Genomic DNA, 16880 nt, shown 5'->3' with positions numbered 1-16880 from the left:
CGAGCCGGCGGCAATTGTCAGTCATCGAATCCAGCCTGTTCGTGAGTCTCATCGACATTCAGTCCCAACCGATACGCCACCGCGACAAACAATGCCTGACACAGGCACAGCGTCGCGCTCAGTGAACGAAAGGCGAGGGCGCTGCCTTCGTTGACCAGCAGCACGCTGTCGGCCAGTTTTGCCAGCGGCGAGAGCGCGCTGTCGGTGAGTATCAGCGTGTTGGCCTGTTGCTGACGGGCGAAGCGCAGGCAGTGCCGGGTTTCCTTGGCATAAGGTACGAAGCTGATGGCGATGACCAGGTCATTGGCGCGTACGCTGCGCATTTGCTCCCGATAGCTGCCGCCGAGGCCCGAAACCAGGTGGATGCGTTTCTCGGTGTGTTGCAGGTTGTAAACGAGGTAGTCGGCCACGGCGAAGGAGCGACGCACGCCAATCACATAAATGTTCTCGGCGTGGGTGATGAGGTTGACGGCTTTTTCGAAGGCGCTGTCGTCGAGTTCGCGGCCCAGGCGCTCGATGCCTGAGCGAGTGGCATCAATGCACTCGCGGGCGAGGTCGCCGTCGCTGGCCTTTTGTGTCTGGTTGGCGATCATGCTGCGAATGCGCTGCTGGTAGTTTTGCACCGGCGAGGCTTTGTTGGTGTAGGCACTGCGAAACAGCGACTGCATTTCGCTGAAGCCGCTGAAACCGAAGCGTTGCGAGAATCGCACGATGGCGGACGGATGGACTTCGCACTCGCGCGCGATGTCGCTGATGCGGTCGACCATGATCCGGTCGCTCTGCTGGCTCATATAGCTGGCGACGCGTTTGAGTTGACGCGGGAGGGCTTCATATTCGTCGCTGATCCGTTGCAGCAAGCGCTCGGCATTGATCGGGGGGCTGGCGAGCGAAACCTCGTCGGTGGCCGACAGATCGGGGCGGGGCATAAGGCATCCTTCAGGCAGATTGATCGCACGTTGGGCCTGATAGTAGTGGGGCTGTGCGGGGTCTGCTGTGCTGAAACGATGCACCGACCGCGGAAAATTTCGCGCTCAGGCGCGGCGCAGTTAGCCGTTTGTCTTCTATATAACGCCGCTGGACTGAATTTCTTGCTATAAACGCACTCCGATGACCGCTGCGACGCTAGTGTCAGAGCAGTTTCCGGGCTGTGTCGGACAAATTCCCGTATTTAGAGTTGCTGAGGCCTCAATCGGGCCTTAGACTGCCGCCCCTTCGTAAATTGAGTGCCGGGTGGCGTTTGCAATAAACGATGCCTTTTCGTCGACCGGACACGGATCGCCGAAACGCTCCCTAATTCGCCTTAATGCACGTTTTTTTATAGAGATATCAATGACAAAGGACAAGTTGCTGGCTATGCCGGCAGATGACTACATGAATGCAGAGCAACACGCTTTCTTCACTGAGCTGTTGCAGAACATGAAAGTCGAAACCCACGAGCGCATTGAGCAAAATCGTATCGCCATCGAAAGCCTGGACACCCCGGCTGACCCGGCGGACGCGGCTTCGGTTGAAGAAGAGCGCACCTGGCTGGTTAACGCGATCGATCGCGACCAGCGCATGCTGCCGCAACTGGAACAAGCCCTTGAGCGCATCAAGGACGACAGCTTTGGCTGGTGCGACGACAGCGGCGAGGCCATCGGCCTGAAGCGCCTGCTGATCAGCCCGACCACCAAATACTGCATCGAAGCTCAAGAGCGTCACGAGCAGATCGACAAGCACCAGCGTCAGGCCTGATTCTGTGCGGTAGGCCCTGAATAGGGACTACCCCGAAAAGATCGCAGCCGTCGGCAGCCCCACATGGGTTGCCGGCGGCTGCGATCTTTGCTTTTGCTCGTCTGCAGCAATCCTGCGTCGTTCCATTGACCTGCCACAGCCCCACGACTAACGGACCATGGATAATGGCGTTGTAGTGGCGTTTAATGCAGTCACAACAATGAGAACAAGCGTGGGGTGATGAAGATGACGAGAGACGGATCTCTGGTTGCGGCTCTGCCTGCACCAGTGCTTTTGCCGAAAAACCGCTGGATCGCTCCGACCTTGCAAAGCATCGCCCTGATGCTGTTGCTGGCCGCCACGACGCTGGCTGAATGGTCGTTGTACGTCGGCATGCCGCTGGCGATGCTGATTGTCTGGCTGCCGCGCTTGCGTTCCCGCGCCACCCCCGAAGCCGCGCCTGTCGATACCGGCAGTGCCATCGCCGAACTGACCCGAGACCTTTCCTGCACCACCAGCCATAACGCGCTGTCGGCGGCCGGTGTCGCATTTTCGGTCAAGGCGCTGGCGAGCAAGCTGCAATCGCAACTCGATGCGGCAGCACGGATCGTCAGTAACGCCGAGGTGATGATTGCCACCGAGCACGCGACGTCGCAGCTCAGCCGCGAAGCCCTGGAGGCGGCCAGCGAGGCGCATCACAGCAGCGCGGCGGGGCGCAACGAGCTGATTGATTCGATCTCGCGCATGCATCAGCTCAGCCAGCGTGCCAATGCCAGTCGCGAACTGATCGAGGCCTTGAGCGTGCGCAGTGACGATATCCAGCGAGTGACCCTGGTGATTCAATCGATTGCCAGCCAGACCAATCTGCTGGCCTTGAACGCGGCGATAGAAGCGGCGCGGGCCGGCGAGCATGGTCGTGGTTTTGCGGTGGTGGCGGATGAAGTGCGCGGGTTGGCGGCGCGCACGGCGTCGGCGACGGGTGAGGTGGGTGAAATGGTCGCTGACATCCAGCAGCGCACTGCGCAGGTGGTCGAGCAGATTCGCCAGTTGTCGAGCGATTTGCACACCGGCGTCGAACAGGTCGAGCGCACCGGCCAGCACTTGGAGAATATCGCTCGCCTGGCGGCCGGGGTGGAAGGGCAAGTCGGCGAGATCGCCCGTGGCGCACAAACCAATCGCGAGCAGCTCGACAGTTTATTCAAGGCCGTCGAGCAGATGCGCAGTGATCTGGCGATCAGCGATCAACAGACCCGACGCCTGGCCGAGGCGGCGGTGCAAATGGAAGGCCAGGCCGAAACCATCAGCGAGCGCCTCGCCGAAGTGGGGCTGGACGACTATCACCAGCGCGTCTACGACCTGGCCCGCGAAGGTGCGAGTCAGATTGCGGCGCGGTTCGAAGCGGATGTCGAGCAGGGCCGAATCAGCCTGGACGATCTTTTTGATCGCAACTACCAGCTGATTCCCGGTACGGAGCCGGCCAAGTTCCAGACCCGCTTCGACCGTTACACCGATCAGGTCTTGCCTGCGATTCAGGAGCCATTGCTGCGGCGCCATGAAGGGCTGGTGTTTGCGATTGCCTGTACGCAGCAAGGGTATGTGCCTACGCATAACCAGGTTTTCAGCCAGCCATTGACCGGGGATGCGTCCGTCGACACGGTAAACAATCGCACCAAGCGCAAATTTGCCGATCGCACCGGGATCCGCTGCGGCAGTCACCAGCAACCGGTGCTGTTGCAGACGTACACCCGCGATACCGGCGAGCTGATGCACGATCTGTCGGTACCGATCATGATCAAGGGCAGGCATTGGGGTGGTTTGCGTCTGGGCTACAGGCCAGAGAACCCGCGCTAAGTGATTGTTACGGTTGACGCAATGAAGCTGTGCACGGCGGTTGCTGTTTCCGTCCGGGGGAAACCATTAATCTTCCCGCTTGGTTAGGTCGCTAATTATTTCTCGGAGGCCGGCGTGCAGTGCAGGGTGGATGTTGCAGTGATGATTGGCAGCGGCGTGCCCGCTGGCTTGCGTGCGAGGGGGCAAAGCGTCTGCTGGGTGGTGTTGCTCAACGGCGAGCGTCGCGGGACCGCGTTCGCCAGCCGGGGTGAAGCAGAGGAATGCAGGGCCGCCTGGCTCGAGCAACTGAACATCGAGTCGGGCGACCGCTTGCACTGAGCGTACTATTTGCCGCGGTGCAGGCGTACGTTCAGTTCATCGACAATGGGCGCTTCCTCGCCGTCGGCGCGTAACCATTCCTTTAGTAACTGTGCCTGTTGTGGTGTCCAGAAGTCCGCATCGATGAGTTTAGTATCCGGGTCCAGCGGATGTGCTTCGACAAAATCATTAATGGACGCCTCATCCGAAGGCAGGCCCAGCTGTTCGAAAAGGGTGGTCAGATTCAGTTCTGTAGGCAGTTCCATCATGTACTCCTCGGTGGGCGCCGGTACGGCTTGTCGATACTTCTTTATCTGAGGCAAGCATCGCCATGGAGTTCGATTTTTGATTCAAGCCAGCGCGCGAGGGCACAGGCCTCGTTGTGGTTTTCGCGGAAACCTCTTACAAGCCCGGTAGACGTTTCCTTGATGTGAAAAAAAGCGTTGCCGGCGGGTACGACCCGAAAGCGCGGCGTTCGGTGGCTCCAGGTCGATGTTGGCGGGTTGTCCATGTCGGCCGCCTGCATGATCATCGAGGCAGTGACACGTTCGTCGGGCAACATGGCAAAGTGAGTCAGTGTGCACATATGAAGTCCTTTTCGTCAGTCGGCCGGCATTTACCGGTCGGTTCGGGTAGTCGTAATGAGGAACGCTGCTCTAAAATCGCCAATACTTGTTGACGACCGGGCTTATCTAAAGCAATTTTTCGCGAGGGATATGTCGGAAGAGTGCTTTTTTTCGTGAGAAATTTCCCTAAAGTTTGTAGTCAGCTTTGCTCTGGTCGCTCTTGAGGCTTTTTCCTTCAAGGTTTGTCGAACTACAGGGCGGGTTTCATGACTGACAATCCAGTAGTCTACGAACCTCGCGATCAATGAGCGCTCTGTTCACTTCGGGTATTTTTGAGTTATCTGGCAGTTCCATCGGCCTGGCCGTTTCTTTGCCGTGCGCGTTTTCCGTACGCGCTTTTTCAGATGTGGGGATGTTTCTTTGGCAGTCAGTAACCTCGATATGCATGCTTTGTTCGTGCTGGGTGATTTACGCGCAAAGCTGGTCAAGCAGTTTCAATCACGTTTTGTTTACATCACCGAGCAAAACGCCGAAGGCATTTACGTCGCCGAAATCGATACCGAGAGTGCCCTGGTGGTCGATGACAAACCGGGACTCAAGCTTAAAGTCGGCGATCATTTCAGCGCCTCGGTCCTGCCCAGTCGTGAAGGCGGCAAGCTGGACATTCGTTTCCGCGATATCAAACTGACGGTTTACGGCCTGGGCGACTACGCCTTCGTCACGACCGCCGAAGGCCAAGCGATCCTGTTCAAGGAAGGCCACAGTGTGGTGACCGTATTCGCCGCAAATGAGCAATTGCAGGAAGGCCTGACCAAAACCTTGAAGGCTGTCACCGCCAAAGCAGCCAAGTGGCGCAAGGGCGAGCTGATTACGTTCAAGGCCAGCGAGTGAACAGGGCGCAGTTTCATTCGCACAATCTCGACACGGCACGCCAGGAAGCCCGGCGTTTGCTGGCGGCCAAGGCTGAGCTGCAAGGGGCGTGGCTGAACTGGGTGGCTGCGCAGATCTATACATTGCGCCCGGCGGAGTACGCGAGCATGGTCAGACGCGAGCTGCAAATCCTGCAGGAAAATTCTGAATCGTAGCGTCACGCAGTGCATGTCCCTGAAAATGCAGGAACCTCGGCTACAGTGAGTTGACTGAGTACTCAGAGGCTTGCGGTCTGGCAGGCCATCCTGTCATTGCTGTGGACAGCACGAGGTGCAATGCATGAACGGAATTCGACGGTTATTGGCCGCCAGTGTGGCTGCATGGACATTGCTGGCTTCAACGCCAACGCTGATGGCCGCTCAGGCACCGATCCATTTTGCCGATCTGAATTGGGAAAGCGGCAGCCTGATCACCGATGTACTGCGCATCATCGTCGAAAAGGGCTACGGGTTGCCCACCGACACTTTGCCGGGCACCACCATCACCCTGGAAACCGCGCTGGCCAACAATGACATTCAGGTCATCGGCGAAGAGTGGGCCGGACGCAGCCCGGTGTGGATCAAGGCCGAGGCCGAGGGCAAGGTTGTCAGCCTGGGCGATATCGTGAAGGGCGCCACCGAGGGCTGGTGGGTGCCGGAGTACGTAATCAAGGGCGACCCGGCCAAGGGCATCAAGCCGCTGGCGCCGGAGCTGCGCAGTGTCAGTGATCTGAAACAATACAAGGACGTGTTCAGGGACCCGGAGAATCCAGGCAAGGGGCGCTTTCTCAACAGCCCGATCGGCTGGACCTCGGAGGTGGTCAACAAGCAGAAGTTGACGGCTTATGGCTTGCAGAACGATTTCACCAACTTTCGCAGCGGCTCGGGTGCCGCGCTCGATGCCGAGATCAGTTCATCGATTCGTCGGGGTAAACCGGTGTTGTTCTATTACTGGTCGCCGACGCCGTTGCTGGGGAAGTTCAAACTGGTGCAACTTCAAGAGCCGCCGTTTGATGCCGAGGCTTGGAAGACCCTGACGGATGCCGACAATCGCGATCCGAAACCGACGCGGTCGCTGGCGTCGAAGCTGTCGATCGGTGTTTCAACACCTTTTCAGAAGCAATACCCGCAAATAGCCGAATTCTTCAGCAAGGTCGATTTCCCGATCGAGCCGCTGAACAAGGCGCTGGCGCAGATGAGTGAGAAGCACACCGCGCCTCGGGATGCCGCACTGGCGTTCATGAAGGAACATCCGCAGGTGTGGCAGGCATGGTTGCCCAAGGATGTGGCTGACAAGGTGGCGGCTGGTCTGAACTGACAGTGGTTCCGGCTGCATGATCAGCGTCGGTCGTGCAGCCGCCCGGCGATAGGAGGTGCAAGGCAGCGTACCGCCGACCGGTCGTGCAGGCGCAAAAAATCCGACTACGATGGTTTGTTCAAATCCCTTTCAAGGATTTCAACCATGACCTTTGTGTTGGCTCAATGGCTGGTGAGTATTTTCGCGGCGATCAGTCTGATGCATGTGTATTGGGCGCTGGGTGGGCAATGGGCGGCAGCGGCGGTGGTGCCACAAGTGCCGGTGAGGGGCTTTGTGGAAACCGTGCGACCGGCCTTCAATCCATCTGGCTGGCTCACGCTGATAGTCGCGGCTGCATTGCTGGTGATTGCTGTATTGGTATGTATGCGGGTTGGCTGGGGAATACCGGCGGTCAGCCACAAGGCGCTGCAATGGCTTATCAGCGCGATCGCGCTGTTGATGTTTGCCCGGGCGATTGGCGATTCCAATCTGGTGGGTTTTTTCAAGGAAGTGAAGGATTCACGGTTCGCCCGGCTGGATACCTGGGTGTACTCGCCGCTGTGTGCGGCACTGGGGGCGGGGTTGTTGGCGGTTGCCTGGGTTTGAGATCAGATCGGATTTTTGTGGTTGCTGAACTGGCCTCTTCGCGGGCAAGCCCGCTCCCACAGGGACTTGGGTTGCCCCCGGAATTTGTGTAAACCCACAATCACTGTGGGAGCGGGCTTGCCCGCGAAGAGGCCTGCACCGACACCACAAAAATCTGACTTAGCTACCACTTTCGGTACGCCGGCTACTGACCTCCGCCGGCACATCATCCCCCGCCATACGCTTGCGAAACAGCGCCGCTCGCGCCAGCAGCAGTGTGGTTACCGGTACGGTGATTGCCAGCAGAATCGGAATCAGCCAGGCATGTAGCACTGGCCCGGACTTCAGCGCGGAAAAGCAGATAATGGAGGCCAGCGCCACGCACCAGGCACCCAGCGTCGAAGCCAGGGCGGGTGGGTGCATGCGCTGGAAGAAGTCTTTCATCCGCAACAGCCCGGTGGCGCCGATCAGCGCGAAAACGCCGCTGAGCACCAGCAGGATCGCCACGGGGATCTCGACCCACAAAGACAATGGCGCACTCATTCGATCACCTCGCCACGCAACAGGAATTTTGCCAGGGCAAACGAGCCGACGAAGCCGAACAGCGCGATCAGCAGCGCTGCTTCGAAATAGGTGTCGCTGGAGTAGCGAATGCCCAGGGTCAGCATCATCAACATGGCGACGATATACAGGTAATCCAGGGCCAGTACCCGATCCTGGGCGGAAGGGCCTTTGAACAGGCGGATCAGGGTCAGCACCATCGCCAGCGAAAACAGGAACAGTGTCAGCAGGATTGCGTTCGACAGTAATGGGCTCATTCGAAAATCTCCATCAGCGGCCGCTCGTAGGTGGTCTTGAAGTGTTCGATGAATTGCGCCTCGTCATCGAGATCCCAGACGTGCAGCAACAGGATGCTGCGATCCAGTGCCAGCTCTGACCAGACCGTACCGGGCACCACCGTGCAGATCATCGCCAGCGTCGCCAGACCGTGGGCATCGCGCAGGTCCAGCGGGACTTTGACAAAGCCCGGGCGCAGCGGTTGGCGACCGGCATTGAGTACGCCCCAGGCAACGATCAGGTTGGACATCACCACATCACGACCAACCAGACAGAACAAACGTAGAACCGTCCCCGGCCGACGGATGCGTGCGCGTTTCGGGCGCAATTTGCGCATCATCAACGGGGCCGCGAAACCCAGCGCGGCGCCGAGCAGCAAATTGCCCGGACTGACCGACAGGTTCAATGTCAGCCACAGAACCCAAAGCGCCAGCGACAGCCAGGGCGCGGGAAACAGACGCCTCATGGTTGCACCTCCAGCGTGGCGTCTGCGGCATCCGGGCCGGGTACGGCGCGGGTGCCGAGGACTGCCATGACGTATTGCTGTGGATTGTTCAGGGCATCAGCGGTGGCCTGGGTATAGCGCAGCAGCGGCTCAGCCTTGAAGGTCAGCGCAATGCTCAGCCCCAGCAGCAGGAAGATCGGCGCGCATTCGAATTTGCGCAGCAGCGGCGACGGGCGCTCCTCCGGTGTCCAGAAACGCTGGATGCCCAGGCGCGAGAAGGCCATCAAGGAGGCCAGACCCGACAGGATCAACAGTGCCAACAGCGCCCATGCCGCGCTGGAGATCGGTGCGTCGATGCCCAGTCCCTGCGGGTTGAGCAGGGCACCGATCAGGCTGAGCTTGCCAATGAAACCCGACAAGGGTGGCATGCCGATGATCAACAGCGCGCAAGCAATGAAGCTGAGGCCGAGAAACGCCATGGTCCATGGGATCACCTGGCCGACCACGGCTTTCTGCTCGTCGTCGAGGTTGATGCCCTTGGGCGGTTGCAGCGACTCCTGCGGGCGCGGTAGCAGCTCGCTTTCGTCTTCCAGCGGGATTTCGTTGGCCGAACGCGAGCGTTCGATCAATTCGGCCAGCAGGAACAGCGCGCTCAACGCCAGGGTCGAGCTGACCAGATAGAACAGCGCGGCGCCGATCAGGTTCGGTTGGGCGAAACCGACGGCTGACAACAGAATACCTGCCGATACCAGAATGCTCAGGCTGGCCATGCGCTCCAGCCGTTGTGCGGCGAGAATTGCCAGCGCTGCGCAAGCCATGGTCGCCATGCCGCCATAGATCAACCAGTCGCCACCGAAGAATGCCGAGGCGCCGGCCTGTCCCGAGAACAGCAGCGTCCACAGGCGCAGCAGGGTGTAGACGCCGACCTTGGTCATGATTGCGAACATCGCCGCGACCGGGGCGCTGGCGGACGAATAGGCCGGGACCAGCCAGAAGTTGAGTGGCCACATACCGGCCTTGGCCAGGAACGCGACGGCCAGAATCCCTGCACCCGCGTGCAGCAAGCCCCGATCGGCTTCCGGCACCAGAGGAATCTTCAGCGCCAGATCCGCCATGTTCAGGGTGCCGGTGACGCCATAGATGAGCGCCGCACCGATCAGAAACAGCGACGACGCCAGCAGGTTGATCGAGATGTAATGCAGCCCCGACGACACCCGTGCCCGGCCCGAACCATGCAGCAACAGACCGTAGGATGCCGCGAGCAGTACCTCGAAGAACACGAACAGGTTGAACAGATCCGCCGTCAGAAACGCGCCATACAGACCCATCAGCTGAATCTGGAACAGGGCGTGGAAGCTCGAACCCGCGCCGTCCCAGCGCGCCATGGCAAACAGCAGGGCGCTGACACCGATAATACCGGTCAGCACCAGCATCAGTGCTGACAACCGGTCGACCACCAGGACGATGCCGAAGGGCGCTTGCCAGTTGCCCGGCAGGTACACGCCGATGCTCCCGGGCACGCCAGTGGTTTGCGTCCATTGCAGCAGCATCACCGAAATGAACAGGCCGACGAGGCTGGAGAACAGGTTGATTTTCGCTTTCAGCGGCCGGTGTCGCTCGCCGAGCATCAGCATGATCGCCGCCGTCAGCAACGGCAGCAGAATCGGCGCAGCGATCAGGTGAGTCATCGCCATCATTCCTTAGGCTCCCGGCCGTCGACGTGGTCGGTGCCGGTCAGCCCGCGTGAGGCGAGCAGCACGACGAGGAACAGGGCAGTCATGGCGAAGCTGATAACGATCGCAGTCAAAACCAGTGCCTGGGGCAGGGGATCGGTGTAATGCAGCAGGTCCTGGGTCACACCCTCCTTGATCACCGGTTCTTTTCCGATGAACAGGCTGCCCATGCTGAAGATGAACAGATTGACCGCGTACGACAGCAGGCACAGGCCCATGACCACCTGGAAGGTCCGTGGCCGCAGGATCAGCCAGACGCCGGACGCAGCCAGAATGCCGATGGCGATTGCGATGACTTCTTCCATCAGACGGCTCCTTTGCTGGCGACGGATTTGGGCAGCGATGCGGTTTTATGGCCACGCACCGACTGGTGGGCGAGGGCGGTAAGGATCAACAGCGTTGAACCCACCACCACGCCGTACACACCGATGTCGAAGAACAGCGCACTGGCGATGTGAATATCACCCAACAGCGGTAATGCGAAATGCCAGGTATGGGTGGTCAGGAACGGATAGCCGACCAGCATTGCCCCCAGCCCGGTGGCGGTGGCAAACAGCAGCCCGGTGCCCATCCAGCGCAGCGGACGCAGGCTCATTTGCGCCTCGACCCACTGCGTGCCGGCGACCATGTATTGCAGGATGAACGCCACCGACATCACCAGCCCGGCGACAAAACCGCCACCTGGCTGGTTGTGCCCGCGCATGAACAGATAGCACGACACCACCAGCGCAATCGGCAGCAACAGGCGCACCAGCACCGCCGGCACCATCATGAAACCCAGCGCCGTGTCGCTGGCCGAGCGTGGGTTGACCAGGTCGGTGACCACATCGGGTGCGAGCAGGCGTTGCTGGGCCGGCAACTGCAGGCTTTCTTTCGGTGGGCGGAAGCGGCGCAGCAGGGCGAATACGGTCAGCGCCACGGCAACCAGCACGGTGATTTCGCCGAGGGTGTCGAAACCACGGAAGTCCACCAGCATCACGTTGACCACGTTGCTGCCGCCGCCTTCGGGCAAGGCGCGGCTGAGGTAGAACGAGGAAATGTCGTTGGGCGTCTGCCGGGTGAGCATGGCATAGGACAGCAGCGCCATGCCAGCGCCCACGGCAATCGACAGCAGCAAGTCGCGCAGACGACGAATGCGTGCCTTGCGCAAGCTGCTCGGCAGTGGCGAGACTTCTTCAATCCGCCGCGGCAGCCAGCGCAGGCCGAGCAGGATCAGCACGGTGGTGACCACTTCGACCGCCAGTTGCGTCAGGGCCAGATCCGGCGCGGAGAACCAGACGAAGGTTACGCAGGTCATCAGCCCGCAGACGCTGACCATGGTCAGGGCGGCGAGACGGTGATACTTGGCCTGCCAAGCGGCGCCCAAGGCGCAGGCGATCGCCAGTAGCCAGAGCGTCACGAAGACGATGGAACCGGGTATCTTCGGTCGGTCGCCCCAGCTCAGGCTGCTGTGCAACATCGGGATCAGGCCGGCAAGCACGGCTGCCGAGACCATCAGGAACAACTGCATCTGCAGGCGTCGGGTGCCGAGTCGCCGCTCGCCCCGTCGGGCCAGGCGCATCATGATCACCAGACTGCGCTCGAACAGGCGCTTGCCGTTGAAGCGGCCCACCAGTGGCGGGTACTTGAAACGGCCGAGTTTGAACTGGTTGCGCAACAACAGATAAAGCACGATGCCGCCAGACATGGCGATCAGGCTCATGATCATCGGCGCGTTCAGACCGTGCCAGATAGCGAGGCTGTATTCCGGCAATTCGCTACCGACCACAGGCAGCGCCGCAGCGGCGAGCAACGGCCCGACAATCTGTGCCGGAAAAATCCCCACCAACAGGCAGGTGAACACCAGCAGTTCGACCGGTGCGCGCATCCAGCGCGGCGGTTCGTGCGGCGTGTGCGGCAGGTCGGTAGCGGTTGGGCCGAAGAACACATCGACGGTGAAGCGCAAGGAATAGGCGACGCTGAACATGCCGGCGATGGTCGCCACGATCGGCAGGCTGGTTTCGACCCAGGCCGTGGCGTTGATAAACACCGTTTCGGCGAAGAACATCTCTTTCGACAGGAAACCATTGAGCAACGGTACGCCGGCCATCGAGGCGCTGGCGACCATGGCCAGGGTCGCGGTGAATGGAATCAGTTTGACCAGGCCACTGAGCTTGCGGATGTCACGCGTGCCGCTTTCGTGGTCGATGATGCCGGCGGCCATGAACAGCGAGGCCTTGAACGTGGCATGGTTAAGAATGTGAAACACCGCCGCGACGGCGGCCAGCGGACTGTTCAAACCCAGCAGCAAAGTAATCAGGCCGAGGTGGCTGATGGTCGAGTACGCCAGCAGTCCTTTGAGGTCGTTCTGGAACATCGCGCAGTACGCGCCAAGCAACAGCGTACAGGCGCCGGCCCCGCTGACGATGTAGAACCATTCTTCACTGCCGGACAGCGATGGCCACAGACGTGCCAGCAGAAAGACCCCCGCCTTGACCATGGTCGCCGAATGCAGATACGCCGAAACGGGGGTGGGCGCCGCCATTGCGTGGGGCAGCCAGAAGTGGAAGGGAAATTGCGCGCTTTTGCTCAGTGCGCCGATCAGGATCAGGGGTAGCAGGATAGGGTAGAGGGCATGTGCGTGAATCAACTCGCCGGCGGCCAGGACCTTGTCCAGGTCATAGCTGCCGACGACATGGCCGAGGATCATGACCCCCGCCAGCAGGCACAATCCACCCGCACCGGTGACCATCAACGCCATGTAGGCGCCACGCCGGGCGTCGGCGCGGTGGTGCCAGTAGCCGATCAGCAGGAATGAGAACAGGCTGGTCAGCTCCCAGAAAAACACGATCTGGATCAGGTTGCCAGAGATGACCAGACCGAGCATGGCGCCCATGAAGGCCAGAAAAAACGCGAAGAAACGCGGCACCGGATCGTCCGGCGACATGTAGTAACGGGCATATAAAGACACGAGTGTGCCGATGCCGAGCACCAGCATCGAGAATAGCCAGGCGAAGCCGTCCATGCGCAAGATGAAGTTCAGGCCCAGGCTGGGCAACCACATGAACTCTTCGCGAATGACGCCACCGTGGGCGATCTGCGGATATAGCAGCGCGACCTGAACGGTGCCGATCAGAGCGACCAGGCCTGCCAGCAGGGATTCGGCATTACGCGCGTTGTGTGGCAGCACCGCTGCCAGACAGCTGCCAATGAATGGCAGAAGCAGTAGAACTATCAGGGACATAGGCTTCTAATCTGCGGAAGTTTGTGAAGCATCATACGTGCCAGCTCCCCGATCACCAAACGTGAGGATGTCTCAGAATCCTACAAAGTAGTCGGGGATTTTATGTTTGGCCTTGTTTCAGGTAGATCGATGTTGCGTGCAATGGCCTCATCGCGAGCAGGCTCACTCCTACAATTTGAAACGCATCCACCTGTAGGAGTGAGCCTGCTCGCGATAGCCATATGTCAGGCACGGGCTTAACCAAGCGTCTCCCGTTCCAGCTCAGTCTCCGCCCCGGCAGCTTTCCCCTTGGCCTTCAACTCGCTGACAATCACCGCCGCAACAATCAACCCCGCGCCGACCAGCGCAATCGCCGGCAGTCGCTCCCCGGCGATCCGCCCGACGATCCCTGCCCAGACCGGCTCACCGGCATAGATCAACGTGGCCCGAGTCGGCGAAACGCTCTTCTGCGCCCAGTTCATCGCCACCTGGATCGCCGCACTCGCCGCGCCCAGCCCCAGAGCGCTCGAAAGCAGCAGCCAGGAAAAATCCGGAATCACTTCACCGGTCGGCACTACCAGCAGGAACGACAACACCGCTGTCACCGCCAGTTGCACCACTGTCACTCGCCGCACATCCACCTGGCCGGCGAACGTACTGATAAGGATGATTTCGGCCGCAATGGCGACGGCGCTGATCAGCGTAGCGATCTCACCGGGGCTGAAATTCAACGCGGCACCCGACGGGCCTGACAACAGCATCAGTCCGGTAAACGCCAGCATGATGCCGATACTCGGCATCAATCCGGGGCGGCGGCCCAGCACCAGCCACTGCAACAGCGGCACGAACGGCACGTACAGCGCGGTAATAAAAGCCGACTGACTGCTCGGAATACTCTGTAGCCCGACAGTCTGCAGTCCGTACCCGAGCATGATTGCGACGCCGATGAACGACCCGGCCTTGACTTCGAACAAGGTCAACTCGCGCAGGTGACGCCAGGAAAACATTGCGACAATCGCCGCCGCAGCGGCAAAGCGCAGGCCGACAAAAAACATCGGCCCACTGACGGTCATGGCGTGTTGCACCAGCAAAAAGGTGCCGCCCCAGACCATGGTGATCAGCACCAGCACGCACTCGGCTTTGCTGAATCTGGAGAAACGGAGGGAAGTGGGGGAGTTGTTTGCCGACGTCATGACCTTGCGCACTATAAAAGGCAGGACGCACAATGCATCCAACGTTGGGCAGTATACTGCCCAATCCCACCAAGTGAGCAATATAGTGCCCAAAGATTCCAGCCAAAGAACTTCCGTGCTTCAGCATGTCAGCCAGAACGTGCGGCGCCTGCGTCACGCGGCGGACATGAGCCAGACCGCGCTGGCGGAAAAGTCCGGGGTCAGTCGGCGTATGCTGGTGGCGATTGAGGCCGGCGAGAAAAATGTCAGCCTGACCACCCTCGACCGCGTTGCCGAGGCGCTGGATGTGGCGTTCAGCGACCTGATTCAGGCCGCAGATTCCCGCGATCCCAGCCGCATCAACGAAGTCGCCTGGGCGGGAGCGATCCCGGGCAGCAAAGCGGTCTTGCTGTCCAAAGCCACCGCCACTCGCGAGGTCGAACAATGGGAATGGTGCCTGCAACCGGGCGAGGTGTATCCCTCGCAACCGGATGCCGCAGGCTGGAGCGAGCAAATCTATGTATTTGAAGGGCGTCTGACGCTCATGCTCGGGGATCAGCCGCAACACATCGGCAAAGGCGAGTTCTTTATGTTTGCCAGCGATCAGCCGCACTCCTATCGCAACGATGGTGATGTCGCGGCGTGGTTTGTGCGTAATGTGGTGAGCTGAATGGAGCAGCGCGCGGACATTCTGATCATCGGTGGCGGTCTCAGCGGCACAATGCTGGCGGTGCAGTTGCTGCGGTTACCAGGACAACGCAGCATTCTGGTCATCGAGCCGCATGCCGAACTGGGCCGTGGCGAGGCCTACAGTGCCGTCGAACTGGGCCACACGCTCAACGGCAATGCGGCACGAATGAGTGTCGACCCGGATAACCCCAATGATCTGACGCAATGGCTGACCAAACACATCGCCGCAGGCGGCTGGCCGCAATCCCGGGAGCAGAAGGTCCCGGTCAGTGAGCTGTTTGCGCCCCGTGGTTTGTTCGGTGTGTATGTGCAGCAGCGTCTCGCTGAGGCTCGGGTTGTCGGCGCGCAGCACGGTTCGACGCTCGAGCATGTCTGCGCCGAAGCCATCGATTTGCAAGACGACGCTGATTCGGTGCTGCTGACTTTGCGCGATGGCCAACGGTTACGCGGCAACCGCGCAGTGCTTGCCACCGGCATGTTTCCCGCTGCTCGTACGCCGCAAACGCAATCCAGTGGTCTCAACGCCGCCGCGCTCGATCCTTGGGATGTCGCTGCGATGCGCGAGCTTGATCCACAATCCACCGTGCTGATTATCGGTTCCGGCCTGACCATGGTCGATGCCGTGGTGTCGCTGGAGCAGGCCGGGCATCGCGGTCCGATCGAGGTGTTCTCGCGCCACGGTTTGTTGCCGCATGTGCGCCGTCAACCGCCGGCCTGGGTGGATTTTCTGGCAGAGAATCACAACATCCGCACGCCACGCCAGTTATTGCACGAATTGCGTCGGCACTGTCGCGACGCCATCGCCCAAGGGATCGACTGGCAGGCGCCGCTGGACACGGTCCGCGTGCATATCGCGCGGTTATGGAGCCAGGCGACTGACGTGCAGCGTCGACAATTCGTACGGCATGTGCGGCCGTGGTGGGAGAGCCATCACCATCGTTCGCCGCCGTTGAGTGCGGCGCTGGTCGAGCGCCTGCACGGTGAAGGGCGCTTGCGCATCCATGCGGCGTCGTTCAAGGGGCTTGAAGCCAGCTGCAATGACGGTGTGAACATTCGCGTCCGTCCCCGTGGCGAAACCGACAGCCGGGTCGTTAAGGGCGCGGCATTGATCAATTCCAGCGGTATCGAATACGACTGGCGACGCGTCGCCAGACCTTTGCCACAGCAGTTGCTGGCGCGCGGTCTGGTGCAGCCGGGGCCGTTGGCTTTAGGAATCGCAGCAATCGACGGTGCAGTGGTCGATGCCGATGGGCGAGTGAGTAGTCAGCTGTTTGCCATGGGCCCGCCGTTGCGCGGGATGTGGTGGGAGAGTACGGCGGTGACGGATGTCGCTGCGCAGGCTAAAGCGCTGGCTCGGCGGTTGGTGAATAGCCTGACAGATTGATGCGTTCTTTCGGGCTTCTTCGCGAGCAGGCTCGCTCCCACAGGGGATCGAGGTTGTGAATACAACTTGCGCCACACCGCAAACCCTGTAGGCCTTCGCCTGCTCGCGATAACGGTGGTTCAGTCAATATGAAAGGTGACTGATGTACCGTTATCGCGAGCAGGCGAAGGCCTACATTTGTTATGTGGTGGTCGGAAGAA

19 protein-coding genes are annotated in these 16880 nt (G+C 60.3%); 9 read left to right on the top strand and 10 right to left on the bottom strand.

All coding sequences use genetic code 11. The annotated features are described in order from the left end of the window. Positions 1 to 17 precede the first annotated feature (17 nt). Complete coding sequence (locus tag HU755_RS03355) at positions 18 to 926, bottom strand: MurR/RpiR family transcriptional regulator (protein WP_186630601.1); 909 nt, start codon at positions 924 to 926, stop codon at positions 18 to 20. 403 nt (positions 927 to 1329) lie between these two features. On the opposite strand from HU755_RS03355, the gene HU755_RS03350 reads away from it, so the two are divergent. The 3 genes from HU755_RS03350 to HU755_RS03340 all read left to right on the top strand — a co-directional run bounded on the left by HU755_RS03350 (position 1330) and on the right by HU755_RS03340 (position 3882). After that, entirely contained in the window at positions 1330 to 1734 is a 405-nt protein-coding gene (locus HU755_RS03350; protein ID WP_016775095.1) for a TraR/DksA family transcriptional regulator, read from the top strand. A 225-nt stretch (positions 1735 to 1959) separates the two neighbouring features. Continuing rightward, a complete protein-coding gene (locus tag HU755_RS03345; RefSeq protein WP_186630644.1) occupies positions 1960 to 3564 on the top strand; it encodes a methyl-accepting chemotaxis protein in 1605 nt (534 codons plus the stop codon). Between the two features lie 114 nt (positions 3565 to 3678). Beyond that, complete coding sequence (locus HU755_RS03340) at positions 3679 to 3882, top strand: hypothetical protein (protein ID WP_186547799.1); 204 nt, start codon at positions 3679 to 3681, stop codon at positions 3880 to 3882. Between the two features lie 5 nt (positions 3883 to 3887). Here HU755_RS03340 and HU755_RS03335 read toward each other — a convergent pair whose 3' ends face one another. Beyond that, complete coding sequence (locus HU755_RS03335; RefSeq protein ID WP_090284218.1) at positions 3888 to 4127, bottom strand: DUF2789 family protein; 240 nt, start codon at positions 4125 to 4127, stop codon at positions 3888 to 3890. A gap of 44 nt (positions 4128 to 4171) precedes the next feature. Continuing rightward, on the bottom strand, positions 4172 to 4393 hold the full coding sequence (locus tag HU755_RS03330; protein WP_238344709.1) for a hypothetical protein: 222 nt from the start codon (positions 4391 to 4393) through the stop codon (positions 4172 to 4174). A 475-nt stretch (positions 4394 to 4868) separates the two neighbouring features. Between HU755_RS03330 and HU755_RS03325 the strand changes: the two genes are divergently transcribed. The 4 genes from HU755_RS03325 to HU755_RS03310 all read left to right on the top strand — a co-directional run bounded on the left by HU755_RS03325 (position 4869) and on the right by HU755_RS03310 (position 7238). Next, a complete protein-coding gene (locus HU755_RS03325) occupies positions 4869 to 5318 on the top strand; it encodes a hypothetical protein (protein ID WP_186630643.1) in 450 nt (149 codons plus the stop codon). After that, the gene (locus HU755_RS03320) at positions 5315 to 5512 is read left to right on the top strand and encodes a hypothetical protein (protein WP_186547793.1); all 198 of its coding nucleotides are present in this window, start codon (positions 5315 to 5317) and stop codon (positions 5510 to 5512) included. The genes HU755_RS03325 and HU755_RS03320 overlap by 4 nt, the downstream gene beginning before the upstream one ends. A gap of 124 nt (positions 5513 to 5636) precedes the next feature. Then, on the top strand, positions 5637 to 6653 hold the full coding sequence (locus tag HU755_RS03315) for an ABC transporter substrate-binding protein (RefSeq protein ID WP_186547791.1): 1017 nt from the start codon (positions 5637 to 5639) through the stop codon (positions 6651 to 6653). A 144-nt stretch (positions 6654 to 6797) separates the two neighbouring features. Continuing rightward, on the top strand, positions 6798 to 7238 hold the full coding sequence (locus tag HU755_RS03310) for a DUF3995 domain-containing protein (RefSeq protein ID WP_186630600.1): 441 nt from the start codon (positions 6798 to 6800) through the stop codon (positions 7236 to 7238). Positions 7239 to 7397: 159 nt separating this feature from the next. On the opposite strand, the gene HU755_RS03305 is transcribed toward HU755_RS03310, so the two are convergent. From HU755_RS03305 to HU755_RS03275, 7 genes are all read right to left on the bottom strand, one after another. Next, on the bottom strand, positions 7398 to 7760 hold the full coding sequence (locus tag HU755_RS03305) for a Na+/H+ antiporter subunit G (protein ID WP_186621373.1): 363 nt from the start codon (positions 7758 to 7760) through the stop codon (positions 7398 to 7400). After that, positions 7757 to 8035 (bottom strand): K+/H+ antiporter subunit F, encoded by a 279-nt coding sequence (locus tag HU755_RS03300; protein WP_003225959.1) that lies wholly within the window; start codon positions 8033 to 8035, stop codon positions 7757 to 7759. Before HU755_RS03300 ends, HU755_RS03305 begins: the two co-directional genes overlap by 4 nt. Further along, positions 8032 to 8520: a Na+/H+ antiporter subunit E gene (locus tag HU755_RS03295; RefSeq protein ID WP_186630599.1), complete on the bottom strand. Its 489-nt coding sequence runs from the start codon at positions 8518 to 8520 to the stop codon at positions 8032 to 8034. The genes HU755_RS03300 and HU755_RS03295 overlap by 4 nt, the downstream gene beginning before the upstream one ends. Then, positions 8517 to 10196, bottom strand: a complete 1680-nt coding sequence (locus HU755_RS03290) for a monovalent cation/H+ antiporter subunit D (RefSeq protein ID WP_186630598.1) — start codon at positions 10194 to 10196, stop codon at positions 8517 to 8519. The genes HU755_RS03295 and HU755_RS03290 overlap by 4 nt, the downstream gene beginning before the upstream one ends. Continuing rightward, positions 10193 to 10537, bottom strand: a complete 345-nt coding sequence (locus HU755_RS03285; RefSeq protein WP_150647313.1) for a Na+/H+ antiporter subunit C — start codon at positions 10535 to 10537, stop codon at positions 10193 to 10195. The genes HU755_RS03290 and HU755_RS03285 overlap by 4 nt, the downstream gene beginning before the upstream one ends. Continuing rightward, on the bottom strand, positions 10537 to 13455 hold the full coding sequence (locus HU755_RS03280) for a monovalent cation/H+ antiporter subunit A (protein WP_186630597.1): 2919 nt from the start codon (positions 13453 to 13455) through the stop codon (positions 10537 to 10539). The genes HU755_RS03285 and HU755_RS03280 overlap by 1 nt, the downstream gene beginning before the upstream one ends. A 236-nt stretch (positions 13456 to 13691) precedes the next feature. Beyond that, positions 13692 to 14627 (bottom strand): DMT family transporter, encoded by a 936-nt coding sequence (locus HU755_RS03275; RefSeq protein WP_186630596.1) that lies wholly within the window; start codon positions 14625 to 14627, stop codon positions 13692 to 13694. Positions 14628 to 14712: 85 nt separating this feature from the next. Here HU755_RS03275 and HU755_RS03270 point away from each other — a divergent pair, with 85 nt between their 5' ends. Together HU755_RS03270 and HU755_RS03265 are read left to right on the top strand one after the other, a co-directional pair. After that, positions 14713 to 15276: a helix-turn-helix domain-containing protein gene (locus HU755_RS03270; protein WP_186630595.1), complete on the top strand. Its 564-nt coding sequence runs from the start codon at positions 14713 to 14715 to the stop codon at positions 15274 to 15276. Further along, a complete protein-coding gene (locus HU755_RS03265) occupies positions 15277 to 16680 on the top strand; it encodes an FAD/NAD(P)-binding protein (RefSeq protein WP_186630594.1) in 1404 nt (467 codons plus the stop codon). Positions 16681 to 16880 lie beyond the last annotated feature (200 nt).

Origin of the sequence: Pseudomonas sp. SWRI111 (genome assembly GCF_014268555.1) — a bacterium.
GTDB lineage: Bacteria > Pseudomonadota > Gammaproteobacteria > Pseudomonadales > Pseudomonadaceae > Aquipseudomonas > Aquipseudomonas hamedanensis.
Note: the sequence above shows the minus strand (reverse complement) of the source record. Positions and strands in the feature narration are given on the sequence as shown.

Excerpts from the sequence above, each read along its gene's own strand:
- HU755_RS03305 (WP_186621373.1), bottom strand. The coding sequence starts at position 7,760 with ATGAGTGCGCCATTGTCTTTGTGGGTCGAGATCCCCGTGGCGATCCTG.
- HU755_RS03310 (WP_186630600.1), top strand. The coding sequence starts at position 6,798 with ATGACCTTTGTGTTGGCTCAATGGCTGGTGAGTATTTTCGCGGCGATC.
- HU755_RS03330 (WP_238344709.1), bottom strand. The coding sequence starts at position 4,393 with ATGATCATGCAGGCGGCCGACATGGACAACCCGCCAACATCGACCTGG.
- HU755_RS03335 (WP_090284218.1), bottom strand. The coding sequence starts at position 4,127 with ATGGAACTGCCTACAGAACTGAATCTGACCACCCTTTTCGAACAGCTG.
- HU755_RS03280 (WP_186630597.1), bottom strand. The coding sequence starts at position 13,455 with ATGTCCCTGATAGTTCTACTGCTTCTGCCATTCATTGGCAGCTGTCTG.
- HU755_RS03290 (WP_186630598.1), bottom strand. The coding sequence starts at position 10,196 with ATGATGGCGATGACTCACCTGATCGCTGCGCCGATTCTGCTGCCGTTG.
- HU755_RS03350 (WP_016775095.1), top strand. The coding sequence starts at position 1,330 with ATGACAAAGGACAAGTTGCTGGCTATGCCGGCAGATGACTACATGAAT.
- HU755_RS03300 (WP_003225959.1), bottom strand. The coding sequence starts at position 8,035 with ATGAGCCCATTACTGTCGAACGCAATCCTGCTGACACTGTTCCTGTTT.
- HU755_RS03285 (WP_150647313.1), bottom strand. The coding sequence starts at position 10,537 with ATGGAAGAAGTCATCGCAATCGCCATCGGCATTCTGGCTGCGTCCGGC.
- HU755_RS03345 (WP_186630644.1), top strand. The coding sequence starts at position 1,960 with ATGACGAGAGACGGATCTCTGGTTGCGGCTCTGCCTGCACCAGTGCTT.
- HU755_RS03275 (WP_186630596.1), bottom strand. The coding sequence starts at position 14,627 with ATGACGTCGGCAAACAACTCCCCCACTTCCCTCCGTTTCTCCAGATTC.
- HU755_RS03325 (WP_186630643.1), top strand. The coding sequence starts at position 4,869 with ATGCATGCTTTGTTCGTGCTGGGTGATTTACGCGCAAAGCTGGTCAAG.
- HU755_RS03295 (WP_186630599.1), bottom strand. The coding sequence starts at position 8,520 with ATGAGGCGTCTGTTTCCCGCGCCCTGGCTGTCGCTGGCGCTTTGGGTT.
- HU755_RS03265 (WP_186630594.1), top strand. The coding sequence starts at position 15,277 with ATGGAGCAGCGCGCGGACATTCTGATCATCGGTGGCGGTCTCAGCGGC.
- HU755_RS03355 (WP_186630601.1), bottom strand. The coding sequence starts at position 926 with ATGCCCCGCCCCGATCTGTCGGCCACCGACGAGGTTTCGCTCGCCAGC.
- HU755_RS03315 (WP_186547791.1), top strand. The coding sequence starts at position 5,637 with ATGAACGGAATTCGACGGTTATTGGCCGCCAGTGTGGCTGCATGGACA.